Raw genomic sequence first — 21,467 nt, 5'->3', positions numbered from 1 at the left:
GACTTTGAGAGCAATACGGGGTACGATATCTACACAATTACCGATAAATTTGTATGGCAGGAGGCTTTCCCGCAATGACTAAATCCATAGAAAATATATCCTTATCCGTTCTTGACCTCGCTCATATTGTTAAAGGAGGAGTTCCAGCGGATTCGTTCCGTAACACGCTTGACCTCGCACGCCATGCCGAGAAGTGGGGATACCACCGCTTCTGGCTTGCCGAGCATCATAATATGCCTGGAATCGCAAGCTCTGCTACTTCTGTTGTGATTGGATATGTCGCTGCAGGCACAGAGAAGATCCGGGTAGGCTCAGGGGGAATTATGCTGCCTAACCATGCCCCCCTAGTGATCGCCGAGCAGTTCGGAACGCTCGAAACGATGTACCCGAATCGGATTGACCTTGGAATTGGAAGAGCACCGGGCTCTGACCAGAATGCAGCGCGTGCGCTTCGGCGCACATTAGGAACGAACGGGGACGACTTTCCTGAGCTTTTAGGAGAGCTGCGCGCTTATTTGAATCCTTCTAACGAATCCGGCTCGCGAATGGTGCATGCCATTCCAGGCGAAGGCCTCAACATTCCGATTTGGCTGCTGGGCTCAAGCGGCTTCAGCGCTCAGCTGGCAGGTTTGCTTGGATTACCCTTCGCCTTTGCAAGCCATTTCGCGCCGGATTATTTACTTCCAGCCTTAGAGATCTACCGCAGCAATTTTCAGCCATCCGAGAATCTGAGCAAGCCTCACGTCATGGTAGGCGTTAACATAATTGCGGCTGACACGGATGAAGAAGCTCAGATGCTAGCCACCTCGCAGCAAATACAGTTTCTTAACCTCATTCGGGGTCGTTTCGTCCAGCTGGAGCCCCCAGTAGAAAACATGGACAGCTTGTGGGCTGAATCAGAAGCCGCTGCTGTTCGCAAGCAGCTAAGCTTTAGTATTATCGGACATCCGGATAAGGTTCGCGAGCAGTTACAGTCTGTTATTGATCAAACGCAAGCTGATGAACTTATTGTTTCATCGACAATTTACGATCATCAAGCACGCTTACATTCGTATGAGCTACTGGCCGGCTTATTGAACGGCTAAATGCATGGGCGAGCCCTTCAAGATAAACATAATCGGTATTTTCAATAACCTCCCTCTCTCCAGAGGAGAAAGCCAAGTAAAGCTTGTGGATCGGCTTACGGAAGATAACGAGAAGAATAGAGCTGATTACTAACAAGCTGCCAAGAGCGACCACAAGCGAATTGAATTTAAATTGAAAATACAATGCGACCCCCATCAAGATAATGCCAAGGATGCAAAGTGTATAGGGAAACTGCCTGAAAGCTCTCTCAAGCTTGATCGAGCATAGATGCCGTAAGGCAAATCGAGTGTTTCCGCTTATAAACATTTCTCTCGTAATGGTGAAATTCTGATCTTGGTATAGTTGTTGGTTATCCATATAATCCCTCCTCCCTGATGTTATTTCGACGTGCAATTGGAAATACCTACTTCATCCCTTGCCAGCTATACACTTTTCCTAAAAAACTACGAAGGCACAATCTGACGCAACTTCGAAGCGTAGCTCCATTGTCACAAAATGAGGCTGTCGATTAACAGTTCATAACTTCGGAAATCTGCGGGAGACCACAAAATGTATGCGAAAAATCGTACAAAATGAGCGTCACACACATCGAATCAGTCGATTCTATACGAAATTTCATACAAAAAAATTTAATTTGAGCCCGGATTCTGGAAATGTATGCGAAAAATCATATACATTCTCTGCATGTGTACGTTCATGTTAAAACTGTCCACAATTAATCGGCAGCCTCAAAATGCAGCAAAGAGAGCGTCTAAACCAGTAGCATGGCACCATTATCGCAAAAATGCAGCAATGTAGAAAAAAAAGCCCTGACTCCTATCGAAGGGAGTTCAGGGCTTTGTGCGATCCACAACCATCTATTCCTTAATAACACCTTTTTTCAATATCAGGTTCGCATAGAGTGCGCTTTCTCCAGTCGCGATCACGGCATAAGCCTTCTTCGCTCGCTCGTAGAAGGCGAAACGCTCCACTTCCTCGAATGGAGCCGAGAAATCGGTACGATCCTGGATGATTTGTCCATAAGTACCCCAAATCGGAGTTTCTACGGTATCTCCCGGCACGACCTGCATAAGTGCCGCCGGCTTATCTACATACGGGTCCAATGGAAACAATTGAAGAATGGCATCGAGCAGCTCAGGAATCCCATGGCCGTCTGCGCGTATTAGCCTCTGTGCATGGCTGGCCGCCGGGAAGTTGCCATCTGCTAATACGATTTCATCGCTATGTCCCATCTCCATTAATACCTTCATGAGTTCTGGAGAGATCTGTCTAGGAATTCCGATTAACATAATTATTCTCCTCTCTTCTACACCCTTCCGAACCCCATAAACGTTTCATAGGCAGCTGCCCAATTTTTGTCGCCTTCCGGCTCGTACGCATCAATTGGAAAAGATCTAGCCACGAGCTTCCGGGCCTCCTGTAAATTCGCACATTGTCCCAGCGCAACAAGCTGTAATAGCATATTGCCAATCGCACTCGCTTCAACCGGTCCTGCCCACACCGAGCGACCTAAAGCATTCGCCGTGAATTGACAGAGCAGCCGGTTTTGGGTGCCGCCCCCAACCATGTGCAACCCGCCATACCGCGTATCCGTCAACTTCTCCGCTTGCTCTAAAGCCTGTCGATAACGGAGTGCCAAGCTCTCTAGGATGCAGCGGATGACCTCACCTTCTGTTTGAGGAATGGGTTGACCGGTTTCACCGCAGAACTCCCGAATCTTATCCACCATACTTGCCGGGGCAAAAAACCTCGGATCATCCGGATGAATCAGACTGCGGAATGACGCTGCCTCTTCTGCCATGCGTACAAGCTCTGGGAAGCTTAACTCGTTTCCCCCTTCATCCCATTCTCGCTTACATTCCTGCAGCAGCCATAAGCCCATGATGTTCTTGAGCAATTGGTAGGTCCCGCCGACGCCGCCTTCGTTGGAAAATTCCAGCTCCATCGTATCTCGGCCAAGCTGCGGCTGCGCCATCTCTGTCCCAAGCAACGACCACGTCCCGCAGACGAGATAGGCGAAGGGCTCCTCCCCCGCAGGAACGGCAGCAATCGCGGATTCCGTATCGTGTGTTCCGACGGCAACCGCTTGAATAGCTGTCGGTATACCTAATTCTGCGGTAACGGCAGGTGTGAGCGGCCCGATTAAGGTGCCGGGATGAATCGGCTTCAGAAACAAACGGGAAGGTATTTCGAGCTGCGCCATAAGGGGTTCATTCCAAGCTTGCGTGCCCGGGTTGAAAAGCTGGGTTGTTGTGGCCATCGTAAATTCGCATATCTTGATACCCGTTAGCAAATAAGTAAGCAAATCCGGGGTTAATAGCAACGTCTGAGCAATGTCGAGCTTCGGAGAGGCAGCCTTCTTCATCGCATATAACTGATAGAGCGTATTAAAAGGCATAAATTGCAGCCCGCTCTGCCGGAACAAAGCTTCTTGGCCGATGATAGCGTTAACTTCTTCGATGAGCCCTTCCGTATGCGAATCTCGATAATGATAAGGGTTTCCCAGAAGCTCTCCATTGCCATCTATTAATCCGAAGTCTACTCCCCAAGTATCAATTCCAAATGTAAGAGGAGAGTACCCCTGCTGAAAGGCAAGACGAATTCCCTTCTTCAACTCATGCAGCAGCCGTAAAATATCCCAGTGCAAATGGTTGCCCACTTGAATGGCATGATTGGGAAACCGGTGGATTTCCGTCACCTGCAGCTTAGACTGACCATTTGAATCTTCAGTCAACTGCCCGACCAAAGCCCGACCGCTGCTCGCTCCCATATCGAAAGCCAATACCGACTTGCCCGTCGTCATCTGAATTCCTCCACCGATAGCCTTTATTTCATTTTCTGTAATAATTCGATCCGATAAGCTTCGCTCTCTAACGAAGCGATTTCCTCGAATTCTTCCTTGGTCAGCACCTTAGGTTGTTTGATAGCAGTTGCAATCAAGAAAATCTTTGCGCTTTCCTCTACGACCTCGGTACGATAATAAGCTTCGCGAAGATTACGACCGGTCGTAACAAGCCCATGGTTGCCGAGCAGAATCGAGGAATGCTCGATTTGGGCAACAACAGCGTCAGCCAGCTTATCTGTAGTCGGCAATACGTAATCGACATAAACAGTTTTGCCAACAAGCGCCGCTTGGTCCGGGAACATAATCGGCAGATCCTTCTCCACGAGGGTAAAAGCAATGCAATAAGGCGGGTGGGTATGCACCATCGCGCCGATTTTCGGATTCTGCCGATAAGCATACAGATGCATAAGCACTTCGGAAGAAGGACGCAGACCGATATCCGTAATATGTCCAGTCTCAATGTCCACTTCTACCCATTGCTCCGGTTTAATCTCGTCCAGAGCGAAGCCGCTCGGAGAAAGATACATCTTGCCCTCGTGACGAGCGCTGAGATTACCTCCGGGTCCGACAACAAGCTTGTTCGAGACGGTTTTTTGCGCATATTTGCATAATTCAAGGCGAATATCTTGGCTGCTCATTAGGTTTCTCCATTCTTCAGCAGAGACAACAGCCGTCTGCCCCTTATGGAAAACAGACGGTCGATGTCGTTTATGATTTATTTGTATAGCGGTCCGAAATTATTGCAAGCCCGGTAATCCGCGCTTTCCGGATCGTTCGTACCGAACAAGCCCCATGCGCGAGGACGGAAGACTTGGCTTTCAGGCACATTATGCATGCTGACCGGAATACGAAGCATCGAGGCAAGCGTAATCAGATCGCCGCCGATATGTCCGAAGCTAATTGATCCGTGGTTCGCACCCCAGTTATCCATTACATTATAAACGCTGCTGAAGGAGCCTTTGCCAGTCAAGACTGGCGCAAACCAAGTCGTCGGCCATGTAGGATCCGTCCGTTTGTCGAGCGTGTCGTGCACGTGCTCCGGCAATTCAACGGAATAGCCTTCTGCGATTTGCAGCACTGGACCAATTCCTTTTACCAAATTCAAACGGGACATCGTCATCGGCATGCCTCCGCGTGTCAAGAAATCTGAGGAAAAACCGCCTCCACGGAAATATTCAACTGAGGCTGGACGCCAAGATGTTGCATCTAAACACTTCTTAGCTTCTTCTGTGGAGATTTCCCAGAAAGGCTTCATTGCCGGTTTGCCGTCCTTCGTCTGCTCTCCGGATCCATCTAATGTTGCCGATCCCGAGTTAATCAAGTGAAGAATGCCGTTCTCTGCGGCTCCGGTTAATTTGTATCCTGTTACTCGTTTAACAGATTCCGGACTCCAATAAGTCCGCACGTCCGCGAAGATTTGTGCCGTATTCGTCAGCAAGCTGCCGAACAGCATAACAGCTCCGTTCAAGCTGTCATTCTCCGTTGCCACCATGTAAGGTGCGCGGATACCATTCCAATCGAAAGAGGAATTCAGGATCGATTCCATGAAATCTCCATTAGGGAAATGATCCGTCCATTGCCGTTGGCCTTGGAAACCGGACACGATCGCATTATGCCCTTGTGCTTCTTCTCCGAAGTCAAGCTCTGCGAGCCGCGGATTTCCGATCATAAGATCGCGAGCGATAATCGTCATTTTTACAACCGTTTCCCAATCCTTGTCCTTCTGCTCGCGAGACGATTGAATATCCGCAGCATTATTGTCAGGACCTTCGATACAGTTCTCCTTAACCCAAGATAGCGCTTTCTCGAACTCTATAGGATCGTAGATTTTCTCATCTATACGACGTACGAATTCAGACATATCAATATACTCCGTACGAAGACCCAAGTATTCTTGGAAGAAGCTATCGTTTACGATGGAGCCTGCAATTCCCATAGAGACAGAACCCATCGACAGGTACGATTTACCGCGCATGATCGTAACGGCTAGACCAGCTTTGGCGAATGCTAGCAGCTTCGCTTTAACATCCTCAGGTACATCCGTCGTTCCTGCATCCTGAACATCATTGCCATAAATTCCGAACGCGGGAAGCCCCTTTTGCGCATATGCAGATAACACCGCAGCCAAGTATACTGCTCCAGGACGTTCCGTACCGTTGAAGCCCCAAACCGCTTTCGGTATCGATGGATCCATATCCATCGTTTCTGTACCGTAACACCAACATGGCGTTACCGTTATCGATACCCCTACGCCTTCTTTGGCGAATTTACTCGCTGCAGCAGCAGATTCCGCAACGCCGCCTATCGTAGAATCCGCGATAACGCATTCAACAGGTGAACCGTCGGGATAACGTAAGTTTTCAGAGAAAAGCTTAGCCACACCAATGGCCATGTTCATGGTTTGTTCTTCAAGAGACTCGCGTACACCATTACGTCTGCCATCAATTGTCGGACGAATACCGATTTTCGGAAATCCGCCATTCCATCTGAAATGCTGCTCAGCCATGTATTTCCCTCCAATAGTCAAATTAAATGTTACCGATAACCTTAAATTATCAGTGTAAACGCTTGCTGTCAATCCTTTAATTTTGTAAGATAAAAGAACGTATTGACATGAAGGAGCTTCGACTATGGTTACAATTTACGACATTGCGGCCAAAGCCGGTGTCTCTGCGATGACCGTTTCTAGAGTTATCAATAACACAGGGAAAATAAGTGATAAGACAAAGGTGAAGGTCCGTCGCGTAATGGAAGAGCTAAACTATGTCCCCAATCACATGGCTCGCAGTCTTGTTCTTCAACAGAGTAATTTGTTGTTTCTGCTAATAACAGACATTACTAACCCATTCTATACAACACTAGCGCGCGGCGCAGAGGATGCCGCAAAGAAACACGGCTACCGCCTGCTGTTCGGCAACTCGGACGAGAGCGTGGAGAAAGAGAAGGATTACCTGGACACGATCCTTGCGACAAGAGCCGATGGCGTCTTAGTCGCACCTGCCGGTGATCCTTCGCTTCCGCATTTGGAGACATTGCGCAAGCATCGGGTACCTTTTGTGCTTCTCGATCGAGAAGTACCCGGAATGGAAAGCGATGTCGTGCTTGGGGATAGTAAAGAAGGAGCGCGCAAGCTTGTTGATCACTTGGTCTCTATGGGACATCGCCAGATTGCTCTAATTAATGGTTCTCCCTATGTTTCTAGCGCGAGGCTGCGGTTGGAAGGCTATCGAGAGGCTTTGAAGTTAAATGATCTGATTTATGACGAGGGATATGTTCTGGAGACGGCATTTGAGCTTCGTAACGACTTGTCGGATATCGAAGCATGGCTTGATCGTATGGATCCAATGCCAACTGCAATCGTCGCAGGAAATAACGTGCTCGCGGTAGAGGTCATACGGACGCTCCATAGCCGCGGCGTCAAGGTCCCGGAGCAGATTTCGCTTGTCTGCTTCGATGATCTCGGTCCCTATTCAGAGATTGATCCTTTCCTGACCGTCGTCGCGCAGCAAGCCTATCAATTCGGCTATCTAGGCATGCAATTGCTTATCGAACGAATTGGGCAACGCGGCGAGACGGGAATTCCATGGAAGAAAATCGTCCTCCCTGCAGACTTGATTATTCGCAGGTCTGTTACCCTTCCAGCCAGATTGTCTTCTCTTTACCCGCTGTACGGCGACTGACTGGAGGCAATAGATCCGGATAACCGACATAGATAAGTCCGACGACCTGTTCACGATCTTTCAGGTCCAAAGCTTTCTTCATCTTCAGGTGATAGGCAGGGTCTCCCGTGCGCCATACCGCTCCAAGTCCCTTTGCGTGTGCAGTAAGCAGCAGGTTCTGCACCGCTGCATGCGACGCGGCCAATTCTTCGGCGATGTTAACTCGCGGCATGTCCGAAGGCACACAAATCGCGGCGATAACAACCGGTGCGCGGAACGCTTTTGCCATCTCTTTATTTAAGCGTTGCTCACGTTCTGCGTCCGGCACATCCAGCAAACCTTCTGCTGCAATATCCTCATACGCTTGACCTAATGTTCGCCTGCCTTCTCCGGTCATGACGATAAATCTCCACGGCTCAGTCCCATGATGGTTCGGTGCCCAAACAGCCGATTCAATGAGTTCTTCCACAAGCTCTTTGGGCACCGGATCGTTTTTTACTTTTCCAATGCTTCGCCGTCCGCGAATAATATCGTCTAAGTTACCCATAAAATCAATTCCTCCAATTCCTCCCTAAACTTCTCTAACATTTATAATACTGCCCTTATTTGTAATTAGAATCAAGTCTGCCTAGTGTTATTCGAGGCGTATTTTTCCCATAAAAAATTTCATCCATTTCGACCTTCAAGCGGCTGGTGATCTGCTTTTCTTCTTCTGAAGTCAGCTTTTCCTTAGAGTAACCGAACAGATAATTGTCCAGATCAAATTGCTTTAGCTTGCATTTGGTATGAAATATATTTTCCTGATAAACGTTCACGTCAATCATGTCGTAATTGTCTATAACATCATCCGGGATATAATTCTGTATAGAGCTAATGTCGTGATCAATAAATAACTTATTCCCGTCAATATCGCGAGTAAAGCCGCGAACCCGGTAATCGATCGTCATAATATCCGTATCGAAAGAGTGGATCATATAATTAAGCGCCTTAAGAGGAGATATTTCACCGCAGGTCGATACGTCGATATCAGCCCTGAAGGTACTGATCCCTTCGTCTGGGTGGTATTCAGGATACGTATGTACCGTGATGTGACTTTTGTCTAATTGCGCCAGAACAGCTTTTGGCAATGGCCCAGGCGACTCATCGTACGACTCAGTCGGCACTTCAACAATAGGTCCCTCCGAGATAAGATAAGTGACACTCGCGCCCTGTGGAATATAATCCTGTTTAGCAATATTAAGAACATGTGCGCCTATTATTTCGGTCACATTCTGCAAAATATGCGTTAAACGGTCGGAGTTGTACTGTTCATCAATGTAAGCGAGGTAGGCCTCGCGTTCTTCTTTCGTTCGGGTAAAACAAATATCGTACATATTAAAGCTCAGGGATTTCGTCAAATTATTAAAGCCATGCAGAGTAATACGTTGCTCGTGGGTTAAACTCATACGCGACTCCCTCTTCTCTTATAGGAATTCATACGACGACTCTACTTATATTACCCATTTTATAAATGATGCCTCTCCTTTGGACAAAAAAAGACGACCCTTTTCGAAAAAGTCCGAAAAAGATCGCCCTTCTTGCATATTTGATTGCTCTCATCAGATTCAGAAATACACACTAATCGTGATCCTTGTCATCATCGTCATCGTTATGTTCAAACTCGATTTCCAGCTTTTTACCGTTGGAAAATTTGATTTCAATCTTCAGCTCTTTCAGCTCATCCTTTTCTATTTCCAAGAGTGATAATATATTTTCCATAATTTCTTGTCTCGTCATTTGTTCTGATAAATTAGCTTGCTGAAGGATATTTTCAATAAATTCAATTGCTTCTTTCCCTTTCAGCTCTTCTTTATCCTTTTCCGATTTTTGTTCCACCTCAGCTTCTACATTCCCATTTTTGTTTTTATATTTCAGTTTGTACTCTTGGTCGTTCCCCATTTCCATATCCACTTCAAACTTTAGAATGGCAGAAACCGTATCGCTGACATCCTTGTTATCCAATAGCGAAGCTTCAATGACAATTTGATCTTTCACGACAAGGCTTACCGGGTCACCCGCAGCTAATTGATCAGCACGGATGAATTTGGTGTGATACTGCACCAGCAACTCCGAAGAAATACCGTAGGATAATGATTCTCCGGTGAAACTATCAATTGTGATCTGACCGTTAACTGAATGATAGACGTTGCTTGTTACGCTTACGTCATCAAAATCAAGGTCATGGACTTTACCGCTTACATGAATGGCGCCGGAATTCTCAAGTAAACCATCGTTCGTTCTATCCAACAAAGAAGCCATTTCTGCCCTTGTCACATTTTTGTTCGGTTTAAAGCTTCCATCCGGATACCCGCTGACAATGCCATGCTCAACTGCCACATTAATATAGCCGACCGATCCTGCCGGAATATGATTTGCATCTTTAAAATCCGGTATGGTTGTCATTTCACGTAGTGCTTCTGCTTGCAATCCGAGCGACTTCACAAGTAATCTGGCTACCCAGACCCGGCTAGCGGGCTTGTCCGGTTGAAGTTGATCTTCACTCGTATCAAAAAGTCCGTTTTCCAATGCAACAATAACATGTCCTTTTGCCGATTTGAATCGCTTGTCTATCTGTGCTGCATCCTTAAAATGAAGTTTGGCATCGGGGGACTTCGCTTTCGCTTCTTCTTCCAATCCCATTAATCGCACAGCGGTTACGATAGCCTGTACGCGGGTTACCGGCTGATTCGGACGAAAAGTGCCGTCCTCATAACCCTGGAACACACTTTTCGACTGCATTTTCCCTATGTAACCGGCAGCCCATGCGGCTTCCTCAATATCGTCAAATTCCAAAACGACTTGAACCCGGCCATCCTCCGCAATGGTTGTCTTCACTTCTTGCGCTGCAAAAACGTTCCCTGCCAACCCGAACAGCACACATACGGCAAGCAATAAACTGAAAACACTTTTCATCCTAGTCATAATATTCTTCCTCCCCATTGAAATCTCTCAGCTATTTATTATTACGTCGAGAGCTGTCGTTTTATGGGGGTGCATCTAAGTTCTCGGCAGTTTATTTTTGAGAATCTATTATGAATAAAGATGCATCATGGCCCATGAATATTTTACTTCCAGTATAAATAGTTTTAGATTGAATTTCTCTGTACCCTATATTAGTCATCAGGTCAATAAGCTTTTCTTGATCAAATCCGTTATGAACCATATCTGAGACTATTTCTTCATTTTTATTATAATCTACGATTATTAAATGCCCTCCTAGATTTAGAACATCATATAATCTCGATAAAACTAACTCAACATCATTAATATGGAGTAAAACCTGAGCCATAAAAATATAGTCTGCATGTATATCCGATCGATCTTCCTTTTCGAAATCAAAACATAATGTATCAATATTCTGAATATTAAAGTCAGCAATTTTCTGTTTTATTTGATTAATCATATTTTGTGATGTATCCAGAAAAAGCATAGTATTGAAATCATTTAACAAGTTCATTCCAACAAGACCAGTTCCACACCCAAAATCAATAGCGTTCTTATTATTAGCATCAACTAAATATTCACGAATGGCATCTGATGATACCTTTGCAATTTGAACTCTTTCAGAAGTATCATAACTACTAGCTATCATTTCAAACTTATCAGTATTTCCCATTATTATCTCTCCAATCTGCGTTAATATAATGCACCGCTATGATTTCCAACTCAACCCTACCCTGTCTGCCGTAATTCTCATTTCATTTGGCAGCTCCGCCTTGAACTCTCGACCGTCCGGGAGAATAATACGCCAAGCATGCAGCAGCTGGTAGTTGATGTCGCCGTATTTCTTCCCGCCGTATTTAATATCACCGATCAGCGGATGACCGATGTCCTGGAAGTGGGAGCGGATCTGGTGCGTGCGTCCACTAATTAATTCAACTTCAACTAACGAGTAAGAAGTCCCTGTTTGCAGCACACTGTATTTCGTGACGGCCGTCTTTGTGAGCTCAGCCCCTCCGTGACGCTCGGCTTCAGCAGGACTGTTAACGACATACGTGCGGTTCTTCTTCTCATCGCGAATGAGATCCCCCGATAACGTCCCTTCACCTGTGAGATTTCCTTCAACTATCGTCACATAATATTTCTCCAACTGATGCTTCTGGATCCATTGATTCAGCTGATGCAGCATTCCGGCTGTCTTACCAACAAGAATAAGTCCGCTGGTATTCCGATCAAGGCGGTTAGCCGTCGCAGGCATGAACAAAGGACTGTCCAGCTCCCCTTTGCGATATAAGTAGGCATGAACGCGATTCACCAGCGTATCCTTCTGATCCGCTTGGTCGGGGTGTGTGAGCATACCCACGGGCTTATTGACTACGAGCAGTTCCGCATCCTCGAACACGACGTCGATGTTGGCATTAACACCTACATACTTCGCCTTCTTCTGACCTATGCTGGCTTCCTGATACGCAGCATCCTCTACGTACAGCATTAACTCGTCGCCTGCTACTAGCTCGTAGTTCTGGTTCTTCCGTTTGCCGTTTACTCTTACTTTCCCTTGATCGATCATTTTATAAATTTGTCCCAGCGGAATGTTAGGCATTAAGTTTCTTAGAAATCGGTGCAGCTTCTTGCCCCCCTCCGAAGGGGTGACCTTGCGGTTGATCATATCGTTATCTCCTCTGGCTGTAATACACGCGAAATTGTATATCTTGATTATAGTTTCCGAAGCCCGCTCCATACAAAGTCAGCCCGCCCACATGGTCTGCATCTTCCTCAACGGCGAACCGCAATGTCCAGAAATTGTTCTCTAACTGCAAGTCACTAATCTTCACGTTCGAAATCTGCTGTCCATCCATGTAGGTACCCGTCCGATTCACTCTGAGCACCTTCCACAGCCCATACTGGTTAAGCGGCATTGCCCACCAATCCGGAGTGAACCTGCCGCGCGAAGTTTCTCCGTAATCACCCGGACTTGTCCACTCCCCAAGCTGAATATCATTTACATAGAACCGGATGTCCGAAGGCCATTGATCATTCGAGCCTGGGGCTTCCGAAGCGATCTCCATCGAGATTTCCAATTCTTCAGGTACTTGGCTAGGATGCAAATAATTCGGCGTCTTATACTCTACGTATCCTTTGCCAAACCAGAGAATAGCCGCACTCATACGTTCGGGTTCAAGAAAATAACGCGGGTCGTCAAACTGTCCGATCATCTTGTCACGAGTAGCTAGACCGCAAGTAGGCTGCACCTCGAAGGAAGTGTAGTGCCCGATAGGAATATTCTGCTCGTAAAACAATCTTTCTTCCGCTCCTGCCTGAGGAAGCGTAATTTCTACGCTCGTCTCGGCAAGAGAACAAATCTTATGAGTGCCTCCCTCTTTGCGAACCATCTTTGTCTCTATTAATCCGGCAACCTCGAGCTTTCGGATATGCATGGTCAGGATTGCACTGCTAAGCTCAAGCCTGCCGGCGATTTCTTTCAAATTCATCGTTTTTTCAGCAAGCAGCTCCAATATCCGAAGTCGCACCTCGCTGGCTAACGCCTCATAAAGAGGAAGCCACTTCCTCTGCGTATTCGCTTTAATCATGGGGGGACCTCCCAAAAATATCTATTCAATTAATATAAATATAAATTCTTGAAAAATCAAATACAAAAACAGAAATTCAGTCTTGCAAAAAGATCTCTTATCGCGTTTAATAGTTATTGAGCAGTCATATTTGTTTCTTAGTTAATAATTATATTAATTAAAGGGGAGAAAGTAATATGTCAATTCAGGCTAAAATGATTGTCGACAAGGATTTTGTTATCGGGAATATCGACGAGCGTATCTATGGCTCTTTCATTGAACATCTCGGGCGCGCTGTATATGGAGGCATCTATGAGCCGGGTCATCCCGAAGCCGATGAGCAAGGGTTCCGAAAGGACGTATTGTCTTTAATTCAGGCGCTTCGCGTGCCTATTATTCGTTATCCGGGCGGCAACTTCGTTTCCGGTTATGATTGGAAGGACGGAATCGGACCGAAGGATCAGCGTCCGAGCCGCTTGGAGCTTGCCTGGAGAACCGTAGAGCCTAACCAATTCGGCTTAAACGAATTCGTCGATTGGTCTCGCATAGCAGGAACCGACGTTATGTGGGCCATTAATTTGGGTACGCAAGGAATTGATGAAGCTCGGAATATCGTCGAGTATGCCAATCACTCCTCTGGCTCTTACTGGAGTGATCTGCGTATTAAACACGGTTACGAGAAGCCTCATGCTATAAAAACCTGGTGCCTTGGCAACGAAATGGACGGACCTTGGCAGATCGGCCATAAGACCGCTGAAGAATACGGAAGATTAGCAGTCGAATCCGCCAAAGTCATGAAGTGGGTCGACCCTACGATTGAGCTGGTAGCCTGCGGCAGTTCAGGCAAAGGCATGGCTACCTACCCCGAGTGGGAAGCTACCGTTATGGATCATACCTATGATCATGTCGAATATCTTTCCTTGCACACGTATTATGGAAATCATGAAAATGACACGCCTACCTTCCTTGCACGCTCCATAGAAATGGAGGATTTCATTCGAAGCGTAACGGCAACCTGCGATTATATTAAGGCTAAAAAGAGAAGCAAGAAAACAATGATGCTTTCCTTCGATGAATGGAACGTATGGTTTCACTCCAACGAGGCTGACAGGAAAATGGACCCTTGGCAGATCGCTCCTCCGCAGCTCGAGGATATTTACACAATGGAGGATGCCCTTGTCGTAGGCTGTATGCTAATCGCCCTGCTTAAAAACGCGGATCGCGTGAAAATGGCTTGTCTAGCCCAGCTCGTAAATGTCATCGCTCCGATCATGACCGAGAACGGTGGCCCAGCTTGGGCACAGACGATCTATTATCCTTACATGCATACTTCCATCTACGGACGCGGCAAAGCCCTTGTACCCCTTGTTCAGTCTCCTAAATACGATACAAAGGTCATTACTGACATTCCTTACCTGGAGTCGATCGCTGTATACAACGAAGAACAGAATGAAGTAACGATATTCGCCGTAAATCGCGATTTAGAGAACTCGCTGCCTTTAGAGGTAGATTTGCGCAGCTTCGGTGAATGCAAGGTTATAGAGCACCTGGTTCTGGAAAATAACGATCTCAAAGCCGTTAACTCCTTGGCGCAGCCTAATCGCATTACGCCTCATACCAATGGTAACGCCAAAGCGGACGGCTCTAAAGTCAACGCCAGCCTGAGCAAAGCTTCCTGGAACGTAATTCGGCTTAGCCTGCAATAGGTTATTAGAAAAAAAAGCTTGAACAGACATTAATCTGTTCAAGCTTTTTTATCCTATTGCTGATTCACTGGGTTTTGAATCTGGCTTATTACTCTGTTTGTATGGCATAAATTCGAGCTTCATGGGGAAGAAGCTCTATATTGTCAGTAGGTTCAATTTCGTTCACCGAATAGTTGGATAGCAATAATTTCAGGATTGTCCCCTTAAAGGTGGATGGCAATCGTAAAGACGATTCTTCATCCGAATGGTTAAGTACGATTAACCATCGTTCTTCACCTAAAGTTCGAGTATAGACATAAAGATGCTTGTCCTCCAACCACTCCGGCAACTCTTCGAATAATCCATATATCATGACTTCATGATTTTTGCGCAGCCTGATCAACTGCTGATAGTACCGATAAACCGAGTCCCGGACTGACATATCTCTTTCTACATTGATCTCATTATAATTCGGATTAATGTTGATCCATGGGGTGCCGGACGTAAATCCTGCGGAATTCGAATCATTCCATTGCATGGGCGTGCGGGAATTATCCCTGCTTAAGGCTTGCAGGCTTTGAAGAACCTCCTGCGGGTGTCTACTCTTCCCAACCTCTTCAATGTAACGATTCTTCATCGCGATGTCATTGTAATGCTCAATAGAATCGAACCGTACGCCGGTCATTCCGATTTCTTCACCTTGATAAATATAAGGAATACCTGGAAGGGTATGAAGCATAGTTGCGAGCAGCTTAGCCGATTCCACCCTGTATGCGCCGTCGTTTCCATATCGGGTAACTTGTCTGGTATGATCATGGTTATTCAAGAACTGGGAATTCGATCCTTTGCCCCAAAGTCCCTTATACCAACGCCTCTGGATATCCTTGAATCGAAGCATGTCCCACGTCGGCATTTGATCGCACACTTCAAAATGGAACAGCATGTTTAACTCCCTGCGGTCTTCCCCAACATACTTTAAACCTTCCTCGGGAGTTACGAATGCCGCCTCCCCAACCGTTACAATATCATAATGACGGAATACCTGTTCGTTCATTTCCTTGATATAGGAATGTAAACCAGGGTTGTTTGTTAAATACTGAATATCTTCCGGATTGTCTGAAACGGGAAATCCTTCCGGCTTAGCCAATAAAGCAATCGCGTCTAAGCGGAAGCCATCTATGCCTTTATCCAGCCAGCACTTCATCATTCGATAGATTTCCCTGCGCAATTCCGGGTTCTCCCAATTCAAGTCCGGCTGCTCGATTGCAAAGGAATGAAAATAATACTGTTCCGTTTCTCCATCCCATTCCCATGTTGACGGAGAGAAATAAGAACGCCAATTGTTGGGAGCTACTCCGTTTTTCGCATCCTTCCATATATACCAGTCTCTTTTAGGATTTTCTTTGCATGACCTTGACTCCAAGAACCACGGATGCCGGTCCGATGTATGATTGACGACCAGATCCATGATCAGCTTCATCCCTCGGCCATGGACCCTAGAAATCAGTTTTTCTAAAATCTCCATCGTCCCTGCTTTTGGCATTATGGCTTCGTAGTCGGAGATATCGTATCCGTTGTCCATATCCGGAGACTCGAACACAGGGTTCAGCCAGATAATATCAACACCCAGCTCTTGAATGTAATCCAGCTTTTGAATCAAACCTTCCATATCACCATAGCCGTCTCCGTTCGAGTCATAAAAGCTTCTCCAGTAGACTTGGTAAACTACGGATTCTTTCCACCAATTTTTATTTCTATATGACAATGAAATACCCTCCGTTTATTCGTGAAGACTTATCAATGATTTTATTTTACCGCTCCTGCAGCAATTCCCTTAATAATATATTTTTGCGCAAAAAAGTAGAAAATAAGAACAGGTATAATCGTCAACGTCAAACCGGCCATCGCTAGGTTCCACACTATTGTAAACTCACCGAAGAAATAGAAGGTTGACAACGGAATCGTGCGCAGAGCTTTATCCGAAAGCGTCAAAGACGGCAGCAGGTAGTCATTCCACATCGCGATTACGTCCAATATCGCAACGGTGATCGTAATCGTCTTCAGCATCGGAAACACGATTCTCCAAAACACTCCGAATTTACTGCAGCCGTCTAGGGTCGCGGCTTCCTCCAACGCAATAGGAACAGACTTAATGAAGCCGTGATACAGGAATACCGCTATACTGGCATGGAAGCCTATGTTCATATAGATCAAGCCCCCATGCGTATTCAACATCGGGATATGAAGATTATCGCGAATCCAGTCCATGACCTGCATTAAAGGCATCATCAAGGTTTGAAACGGAATGAGTACCGTGGAGACGAAAATCATAAAGATGATTTTACTCAGCCTATTCTCTGTCCTTACCAGCATCCATGCCGTCATTGAAGCTAAAGTAACGAGGATGAGCACCGAAACAAGGGTCACATACAATGAGTTGCCAAAAGCAGTTAGAAAATTCATTTTTTCCATAGCTTTTGCGTAGTATTGAAAGCTAAAAGAAGAAGGCAAGGCCAATGCGTTCTCATATAACTCCGCACGGTCTTTAAAAGAGTTTACGACCATAATATAAACCGGAGATAAGAAGGCAAGTGCAATAACAACAAGCAATGCTTCAAGCATCAGTTTACTTGTTCTTTTCATTACATTTGCACCTCTCTTTTCTTCGTGATGACAACTTGGGTCATCGTAACGATCGCCACGATCAAGAAGAATACAATGGCTTTGGCTTGACCGAGTCCATAGCGGCCGTAGCCGAATATTTCATTAAAGATATTCATGGCGAGCAATTCCGTCGCGTTAATTGGTCCTCCGTTTGTTAAGGACAGATTTACATCGAATATTTTGAATGCACCGGAAAGCGTCAAGAACAAGCAGATCGTGAAGGAAGGCATTAGAAGCGGAAATATGATTTTGGTAAGTCTGTGCCACAGATTCGCGCCATCTACCCTGGCAGCCTCGAGCATTTCATCCGGAATTCCCTGAATGCCGGCAATATAAATAATCATCGTATAACCAGCCATTTGCCAGGCAAAAACAATCACTAGCGCATATAAAGCATATTCCGGGTTAAGAAGCCAATTAAAGAAAAAACCTTCGGAGCCTGTTTTCTGGCCAATGAATTTGAATGCATCCGTAAAAATAAATTTCCAAATGTACCCAAGTATCAAACCGCCAATCAGATTCGGCATAAAGAACATCGTTCTTGCCATATTACTTGCGCGAAGCCCCATCGTTACGAGCAACGAAAAAGCCAATCCCAATAAATTGACAAGGATAAGCGCCAGCACAGTAAATTTAACGGTGTGCCACCCCGAAGTAAGAAAACGCTCATCTTGGAACAACCTAACATAGTTATCAAAGCCGACAAAGACTTTAGGGTTTGCAGCAATACCATCCCAGCTTACGAAAGAATAGATAATACCTATAATGAACGGTATGATCACAACCGTAGTAAAAATAAAGAGTAATGGCACCGTAAATAAGGCAAACCAAATCTTATCCTTTTTTTTATGCACATCCATTCCCTCATTTCCGGAGAGGTTCAACTCAAAAGGAAAATATGAACGAAAGCCTAACACCAACATGCAGGTTAGGCTTTCGTTTTAATTAAATAATAAACAGCTTATTATTTGGCAGCTTTTGTCCACACAGCATCCAGCTTCTGCAAATATTGCTCGCCGGTCATGCCTTTAGTAAGGAAGAATTCTTGCGTGACCGGAGTTAAATCATTAACAATGATACCTTGCGGGAAAAAGTTATTTGCCCATGGAATCGTTAGTCCGCTTTTCGTTGCTTCTGACACAGCTTGGGACAGCGGATCCAAACTGGTTGTTTCGATATTCGTCATAGCTGGAATAAATTTGAATTCGTTTACAATCGTATTTTTACCTGTTTCGCTATTGAAGAGCCATTCGATAAAGACATTCGCTGCCTTAACCTCAGCGGCATCTTTCTTTGCATTAATAACCCAACTTCCCGGAATGTCTACAGCGAGCTTGTTATTGCCGGCCAACGGGAGCGGCATCATGCTCACTTCTAAATCCGGGAAATCTGTTAACATGCCGTAGCTCCAGTTACCTTGATGAACAATAGCCGTTTTGCCGGTTGCCAAGTCGCCCATCTGGGAATCGTATGTTACTTCCATCGGATTAACTGAATTTTCTTTGATCGCTTCCATGAATTTCGCGAACTCTTGAAACTCTTTAGTCTCCGCCATCTTGACTTCGCCTTTGTTCAACTTATCTACAAAGGCTTGCGGATCAGGTTGCAATGCGAAAGGAGTATTAATGATGTGCCCGATCAGAAAGTAAGCTTCTGAAGAAAGACTGAACCCGTTCTTCCCATCTGCCTTTAAATTCTTCAGCATAGTAACGAAGGAATCGAGATCCGTTACGTCCTTAGGATCAACCAAGCTCTTGTTGTAGACCAGACCGAAGCCCTCTACGCCAATCGGAACGCCGACGTTTTTGCCGTCTATTTTCACTTCCATGTTAGGAGCAATATTCTTTACATAAGACTCGTTGCTCATGTCGTAGTAATAAGATTTAAACTTTTCCGTTTCCGAACCGGAAGCGACACTGAAGATCGTTGGACCTTCATTAGCTGTAAGCTTAGCCTGCAGTTGCGTCATGTAAGCATCGCCGGCAGAACCCCATACTTCAATCTCATTGCCGGTCTCTTCTGTGTATTTTTTTGCTAACGCTTCCAAAGATTCCGCAATTTCAACCTTCGATTGGAAAATCGAGATTTTTGCCTGCTTTTCAGGTGCTGCTGCCGGCGACGACCCTGAAGCGGCCGGTGAACTTGGACTTGGACTTGAATTGTTATCTGTGGAGTTGCCACAGGCTGCTACTGCCGCTATCAAAACCATTAGCATGACTAAACTGAACATTTTTTTTACTCTTTTCAAACTGAACTCCCCCTGTAAAAACAATTTTGGTTACAGCTTCAATTTGAATTATATTAAAAACGCTTACAATAGTCAATAAAATTTACTTAGTTAATAAGTAAATTTTACTACAATTCTAGCTATTATATAATATATTTTACTATTTTATTATTACAGGTTTATTATTTTACTGTGTTTCTCCATTTTATTGTTGCGCTTAGCTTAAACGGTTCCTTGCTTGTCGTTCCTTCTATTAGACCCAGCAGTTCCTTGGCTGTTAAATAACCACTTTCATAACGAGGGATGGAAATGGTCGTCAACCCTGCCATAGCCGCCATATCGGCATCATCGAACCCTGTAACAGAAATATTATCGGGCACTTTGATATTGTTTTCTTCGAATGCTTTTATAGCTCCAATGGCCATATTATCATTCGCACAAACCAAGATCTCAGGTAAATCATTGCTCAAAATCATGATATTCGCCGCTTGATAACCACTTTTCTCACGATAATTACCATGAAAATAATATTTGCGATCAAACGTGATATTATTTTTTGCCAGCGTATCCGTGAACCCAGCAAATCGTTCTATATTATCTAACGTAAATTCAAGTCCGCCGATAAATCCAAACCGCTTAAAACCCTTGTCAACCAACACCTGCACCATTTCACACATCACAGGATAGTTATCGACAACCACACTTTTGATATTCGCATTTTCATGCTTAATGATTCTATCCATCAGAACGATGGGAAAATCCGGCTTTGCAATAGAGATTAAAAAATCATCTGTTACGCTTCCATCCAGACTTATGGCACCGCTCACAAAGTTGCTTCGCATAAAATTTTCACTGGACTTATTAGTGCATATAATTAAATCATACCCATTTTCTGTGAGATAATCACTGAGTCCATTAATTATCTTTAAGTAAAAACCACGATCAAAGTCACTGAAAATAAATACAATCGTTTTGCTTTTATCTGACTTTTCCTTATTACGCATTTTATTCGGAAAATATCCGTGTTCTGAGCAGATTTGCAGCACTCGCTCCCTAGTCTCTTGTCCTACATTTATACGTCCGTTCAGCACATTGGACACAGTAGAAACCGAAACGCCTGCAATCTTCGCAATCTCCTTCAATCCTGCCGCCATAATAACCGATCTCCTTCGATAGCTTTGTACCCTTAATATAACATATAAAAATTTTATGTAAAATTTACTCGGAAAATTTACTACTTTAAAGCGCATATGATACCAGTATTCTAGCCCTTGTGATATATCATCATTTTTTTAGGAGACTTGCCCAAATCGGTTTTTTTATGTTATAATGAAAGCGCTACCAAAGCAACATCATTCTAAGGGGGATTGGAACGATGAATGCAGCGCTGCAAGAGAAAAATGTGTACGAGGATTTCGAGCCTCGTCAAGACACATTGTTCTTCAAAGTCGGGGCTCATGGATTAATCAGCTTTCACGGGCGGAATTACAACATCAAAAAAAGAATGTCTGCCGAAGAAAGAAACCGTCTCATAACCGATACTTCAACCTTCTGCCGAGTATCCTCGGACTGTTATGTAAACGTACTTAAAATTTCAGTCATGAGTGATGATTTTCTCTTCTTCGGAGACAGCTCTAAACAGATTTCATGCTCCAAACGGAAGCAGCAAATGATTCGTCAGTTGATGCCTGATTAATCCGTTAGATTTACGGTAAAAAAAAGGCAAAGCCTGGGACCATCAAGGGAATGATA

General features: G+C 45.1%; 20 protein-coding genes. 4 read left to right on the top strand and 16 right to left on the bottom strand.

Annotated elements, in window-relative coordinates; all coding sequences use genetic code 11:
• The first annotated feature begins 74 nt into the window (after positions 1-74).
• Positions 75-1,085: an LLM class flavin-dependent oxidoreductase gene (locus ACESLK_RS24280; RefSeq protein WP_373232305.1), complete on the top strand. Its 1,011-nt coding sequence runs from the start codon at positions 75-77 to the stop codon at positions 1,083-1,085.
• Here ACESLK_RS24280 and ACESLK_RS24275 read toward each other — a convergent pair.
• The 5 genes from ACESLK_RS24275 to ACESLK_RS24255 all read right to left on the bottom strand — a co-directional run bounded on the left by ACESLK_RS24275 (position 1,006) and on the right by ACESLK_RS24255 (position 6,437).
• Positions 1,006-1,443 carry a DUF6232 family protein gene (locus ACESLK_RS24275; protein ID WP_373232304.1) on the bottom strand — a complete coding sequence of 146 codons (438 nt, stop codon included), beginning with the start codon at positions 1,441-1,443 and terminating at the stop codon, positions 1,006-1,008. The genes ACESLK_RS24280 and ACESLK_RS24275 overlap by 80 nt on opposite strands.
• A 500-nt stretch (positions 1,444-1,943) precedes the next feature.
• A complete protein-coding gene (locus ACESLK_RS24270) occupies positions 1,944-2,375 on the bottom strand; it encodes an RbsD/FucU family protein (protein WP_373232303.1) in 432 nt (143 codons plus the stop codon).
• A gap of 17 nt (positions 2,376-2,392) precedes the next feature.
• The gene (locus tag ACESLK_RS24265) at positions 2,393-3,889 is read right to left on the bottom strand and encodes a rhamnulokinase (protein ID WP_373232302.1); all 1,497 of its coding nucleotides are present in this window, start codon (positions 3,887-3,889) and stop codon (positions 2,393-2,395) included.
• A gap of 23 nt (positions 3,890-3,912) precedes the next feature.
• Positions 3,913-4,569, bottom strand: a complete 657-nt coding sequence (locus ACESLK_RS24260) for a class II aldolase/adducin family protein (RefSeq protein WP_373232301.1) — start codon at positions 4,567-4,569, stop codon at positions 3,913-3,915.
• A gap of 77 nt (positions 4,570-4,646) precedes the next feature.
• Complete coding sequence (locus ACESLK_RS24255; RefSeq protein WP_373232300.1) at positions 4,647-6,437, bottom strand: L-fucose isomerase; 1,791 nt, start codon at positions 6,435-6,437, stop codon at positions 4,647-4,649.
• Between the two features lie 124 nt (positions 6,438-6,561).
• Between ACESLK_RS24255 and ACESLK_RS24250 the strand changes: the two genes are divergently transcribed.
• Positions 6,562-7,611 (top strand): LacI family DNA-binding transcriptional regulator, encoded by a 1,050-nt coding sequence (locus ACESLK_RS24250; protein WP_373232299.1) that lies wholly within the window; start codon positions 6,562-6,564, stop codon positions 7,609-7,611.
• Here the strand turns inward: ACESLK_RS24250 and ACESLK_RS24245 are convergent.
• From ACESLK_RS24245 to ACESLK_RS24220, 6 genes are all read right to left on the bottom strand, one after another.
• Entirely contained in the window at positions 7,562-8,137 is a 576-nt protein-coding gene (locus tag ACESLK_RS24245; RefSeq protein ID WP_373232298.1) for a nitroreductase family protein, read from the bottom strand. The two genes, ACESLK_RS24250 and ACESLK_RS24245, sit on opposite strands and share 50 nt — an antisense overlap.
• A gap of 55 nt (positions 8,138-8,192) precedes the next feature.
• Complete coding sequence (gene speD / locus ACESLK_RS24240) at positions 8,193-9,035, bottom strand: adenosylmethionine decarboxylase (RefSeq protein WP_373232297.1); 843 nt, start codon at positions 9,033-9,035, stop codon at positions 8,193-8,195.
• Positions 9,036-9,207: 172 nt separating this feature from the next.
• Positions 9,208-10,551, bottom strand: a complete 1,344-nt coding sequence (locus tag ACESLK_RS24235; protein WP_373232296.1) for an S-layer homology domain-containing protein — start codon at positions 10,549-10,551, stop codon at positions 9,208-9,210.
• 91 nt (positions 10,552-10,642) lie between these two features.
• On the bottom strand, positions 10,643-11,245 hold the full coding sequence (locus ACESLK_RS24230; protein ID WP_373232295.1) for a class I SAM-dependent methyltransferase: 603 nt from the start codon (positions 11,243-11,245) through the stop codon (positions 10,643-10,645).
• A 36-nt stretch (positions 11,246-11,281) separates the two neighbouring features.
• Positions 11,282-12,238 carry an RluA family pseudouridine synthase gene (locus tag ACESLK_RS24225; protein ID WP_373232294.1) on the bottom strand — a complete coding sequence of 319 codons (957 nt, stop codon included), beginning with the start codon at positions 12,236-12,238 and terminating at the stop codon, positions 11,282-11,284.
• A 4-nt stretch (positions 12,239-12,242) separates the two neighbouring features.
• Complete coding sequence (locus ACESLK_RS24220) at positions 12,243-13,160, bottom strand: ArsR/SmtB family transcription factor (protein ID WP_373232292.1); 918 nt, start codon at positions 13,158-13,160, stop codon at positions 12,243-12,245.
• Positions 13,161-13,336: 176 nt separating this feature from the next.
• Here ACESLK_RS24220 and arfA point away from each other — a divergent pair, with 176 nt between their 5' ends.
• Entirely contained in the window at positions 13,337-14,845 is a 1,509-nt protein-coding gene (arfA, locus tag ACESLK_RS24215; protein WP_373232291.1) for an arabinosylfuranosidase ArfA, read from the top strand.
• Between the two features lie 88 nt (positions 14,846-14,933).
• Here arfA and ACESLK_RS24210 read toward each other — a convergent pair whose 3' ends face one another.
• The 5 genes from ACESLK_RS24210 to ACESLK_RS24190 form a co-directional block, all read right to left on the bottom strand.
• The gene (locus ACESLK_RS24210) at positions 14,934-16,589 is read right to left on the bottom strand and encodes a glycoside hydrolase family 13 protein (protein ID WP_373232290.1); all 1,656 of its coding nucleotides are present in this window, start codon (positions 16,587-16,589) and stop codon (positions 14,934-14,936) included.
• Between the two features lie 41 nt (positions 16,590-16,630).
• Complete coding sequence (locus ACESLK_RS24205; protein ID WP_373232289.1) at positions 16,631-17,467, bottom strand: carbohydrate ABC transporter permease; 837 nt, start codon at positions 17,465-17,467, stop codon at positions 16,631-16,633.
• The gene (locus ACESLK_RS24200; RefSeq protein ID WP_373232288.1) at positions 17,467-18,342 is read right to left on the bottom strand and encodes a carbohydrate ABC transporter permease; all 876 of its coding nucleotides are present in this window, start codon (positions 18,340-18,342) and stop codon (positions 17,467-17,469) included. Before ACESLK_RS24200 ends, ACESLK_RS24205 begins: the two co-directional genes overlap by 1 nt.
• Positions 18,343-18,452: 110 nt before the next feature.
• Positions 18,453-19,736, bottom strand: a complete 1,284-nt coding sequence (locus tag ACESLK_RS24195) for a sugar ABC transporter substrate-binding protein (protein WP_373232287.1) — start codon at positions 19,734-19,736, stop codon at positions 18,453-18,455.
• 161 nt (positions 19,737-19,897) lie between these two features.
• Positions 19,898-20,869, bottom strand: a complete 972-nt coding sequence (locus ACESLK_RS24190; RefSeq protein ID WP_373232286.1) for a LacI family DNA-binding transcriptional regulator — start codon at positions 20,867-20,869, stop codon at positions 19,898-19,900.
• Positions 20,870-21,090: 221 nt separating this feature from the next.
• Here ACESLK_RS24190 and ACESLK_RS24185 point away from each other — a divergent pair, with 221 nt between their 5' ends.
• The gene (locus ACESLK_RS24185) at positions 21,091-21,411 is read left to right on the top strand and encodes a hypothetical protein (RefSeq protein WP_373232285.1); all 321 of its coding nucleotides are present in this window, start codon (positions 21,091-21,093) and stop codon (positions 21,409-21,411) included.
• Positions 21,412-21,467 lie beyond the last annotated feature (56 nt).

It is taken from the genome of Cohnella sp. (assembly GCF_041640265.1).
Lineage (GTDB): Bacteria > Bacillota > Bacilli > Paenibacillales > Paenibacillaceae > Cohnella.
This window is presented reverse-complemented; position numbering and strand designations above follow the sequence as displayed.

Bases quoted from the DNA above. Each gene is read 5' to 3' on its own strand.
- ACESLK_RS24280 (WP_373232305.1), top strand. From the start codon at position 75: ATGACTAAATCCATAGAAAATATATCCTTATCCGTTCTTGACCTCGCT.
- ACESLK_RS24275 (WP_373232304.1), bottom strand. From the start codon at position 1,443: ATGGATAACCAACAACTATACCAAGATCAGAATTTCACCATTACGAGA.
- ACESLK_RS24270 (WP_373232303.1), bottom strand. From the start codon at position 2,375: ATGTTAATCGGAATTCCTAGACAGATCTCTCCAGAACTCATGAAGGTA.
- ACESLK_RS24265 (WP_373232302.1), bottom strand. From the start codon at position 3,889: ATGACGACGGGCAAGTCGGTATTGGCTTTCGATATGGGAGCGAGCAGC.
- ACESLK_RS24260 (WP_373232301.1), bottom strand. From the start codon at position 4,569: ATGAGCAGCCAAGATATTCGCCTTGAATTATGCAAATATGCGCAAAAA.
- ACESLK_RS24255 (WP_373232300.1), bottom strand. From the start codon at position 6,437: ATGGCTGAGCAGCATTTCAGATGGAATGGCGGATTTCCGAAAATCGGT.
- ACESLK_RS24250 (WP_373232299.1), top strand. From the start codon at position 6,562: ATGGTTACAATTTACGACATTGCGGCCAAAGCCGGTGTCTCTGCGATG.
- ACESLK_RS24245 (WP_373232298.1), bottom strand. From the start codon at position 8,137: ATGGGTAACTTAGACGATATTATTCGCGGACGGCGAAGCATTGGAAAA.
- speD (WP_373232297.1), bottom strand. From the start codon at position 9,035: ATGAGTTTAACCCACGAGCAACGTATTACTCTGCATGGCTTTAATAAT.
- ACESLK_RS24235 (WP_373232296.1), bottom strand. From the start codon at position 10,551: ATGACTAGGATGAAAAGTGTTTTCAGTTTATTGCTTGCCGTATGTGTG.
- ACESLK_RS24230 (WP_373232295.1), bottom strand. From the start codon at position 11,245: ATGGGAAATACTGATAAGTTTGAAATGATAGCTAGTAGTTATGATACT.
- ACESLK_RS24225 (WP_373232294.1), bottom strand. From the start codon at position 12,238: ATGATCAACCGCAAGGTCACCCCTTCGGAGGGGGGCAAGAAGCTGCAC.
- ACESLK_RS24220 (WP_373232292.1), bottom strand. From the start codon at position 13,160: ATGATTAAAGCGAATACGCAGAGGAAGTGGCTTCCTCTTTATGAGGCG.
- arfA (WP_373232291.1), top strand. From the start codon at position 13,337: ATGTCAATTCAGGCTAAAATGATTGTCGACAAGGATTTTGTTATCGGG.
- ACESLK_RS24205 (WP_373232289.1), bottom strand. From the start codon at position 17,467: ATGAAAAGAACAAGTAAACTGATGCTTGAAGCATTGCTTGTTGTTATT.
- ACESLK_RS24190 (WP_373232286.1), bottom strand. From the start codon at position 20,869: ATGGCGGCAGGATTGAAGGAGATTGCGAAGATTGCAGGCGTTTCGGTT.
- ACESLK_RS24185 (WP_373232285.1), top strand. From the start codon at position 21,091: ATGAATGCAGCGCTGCAAGAGAAAAATGTGTACGAGGATTTCGAGCCT.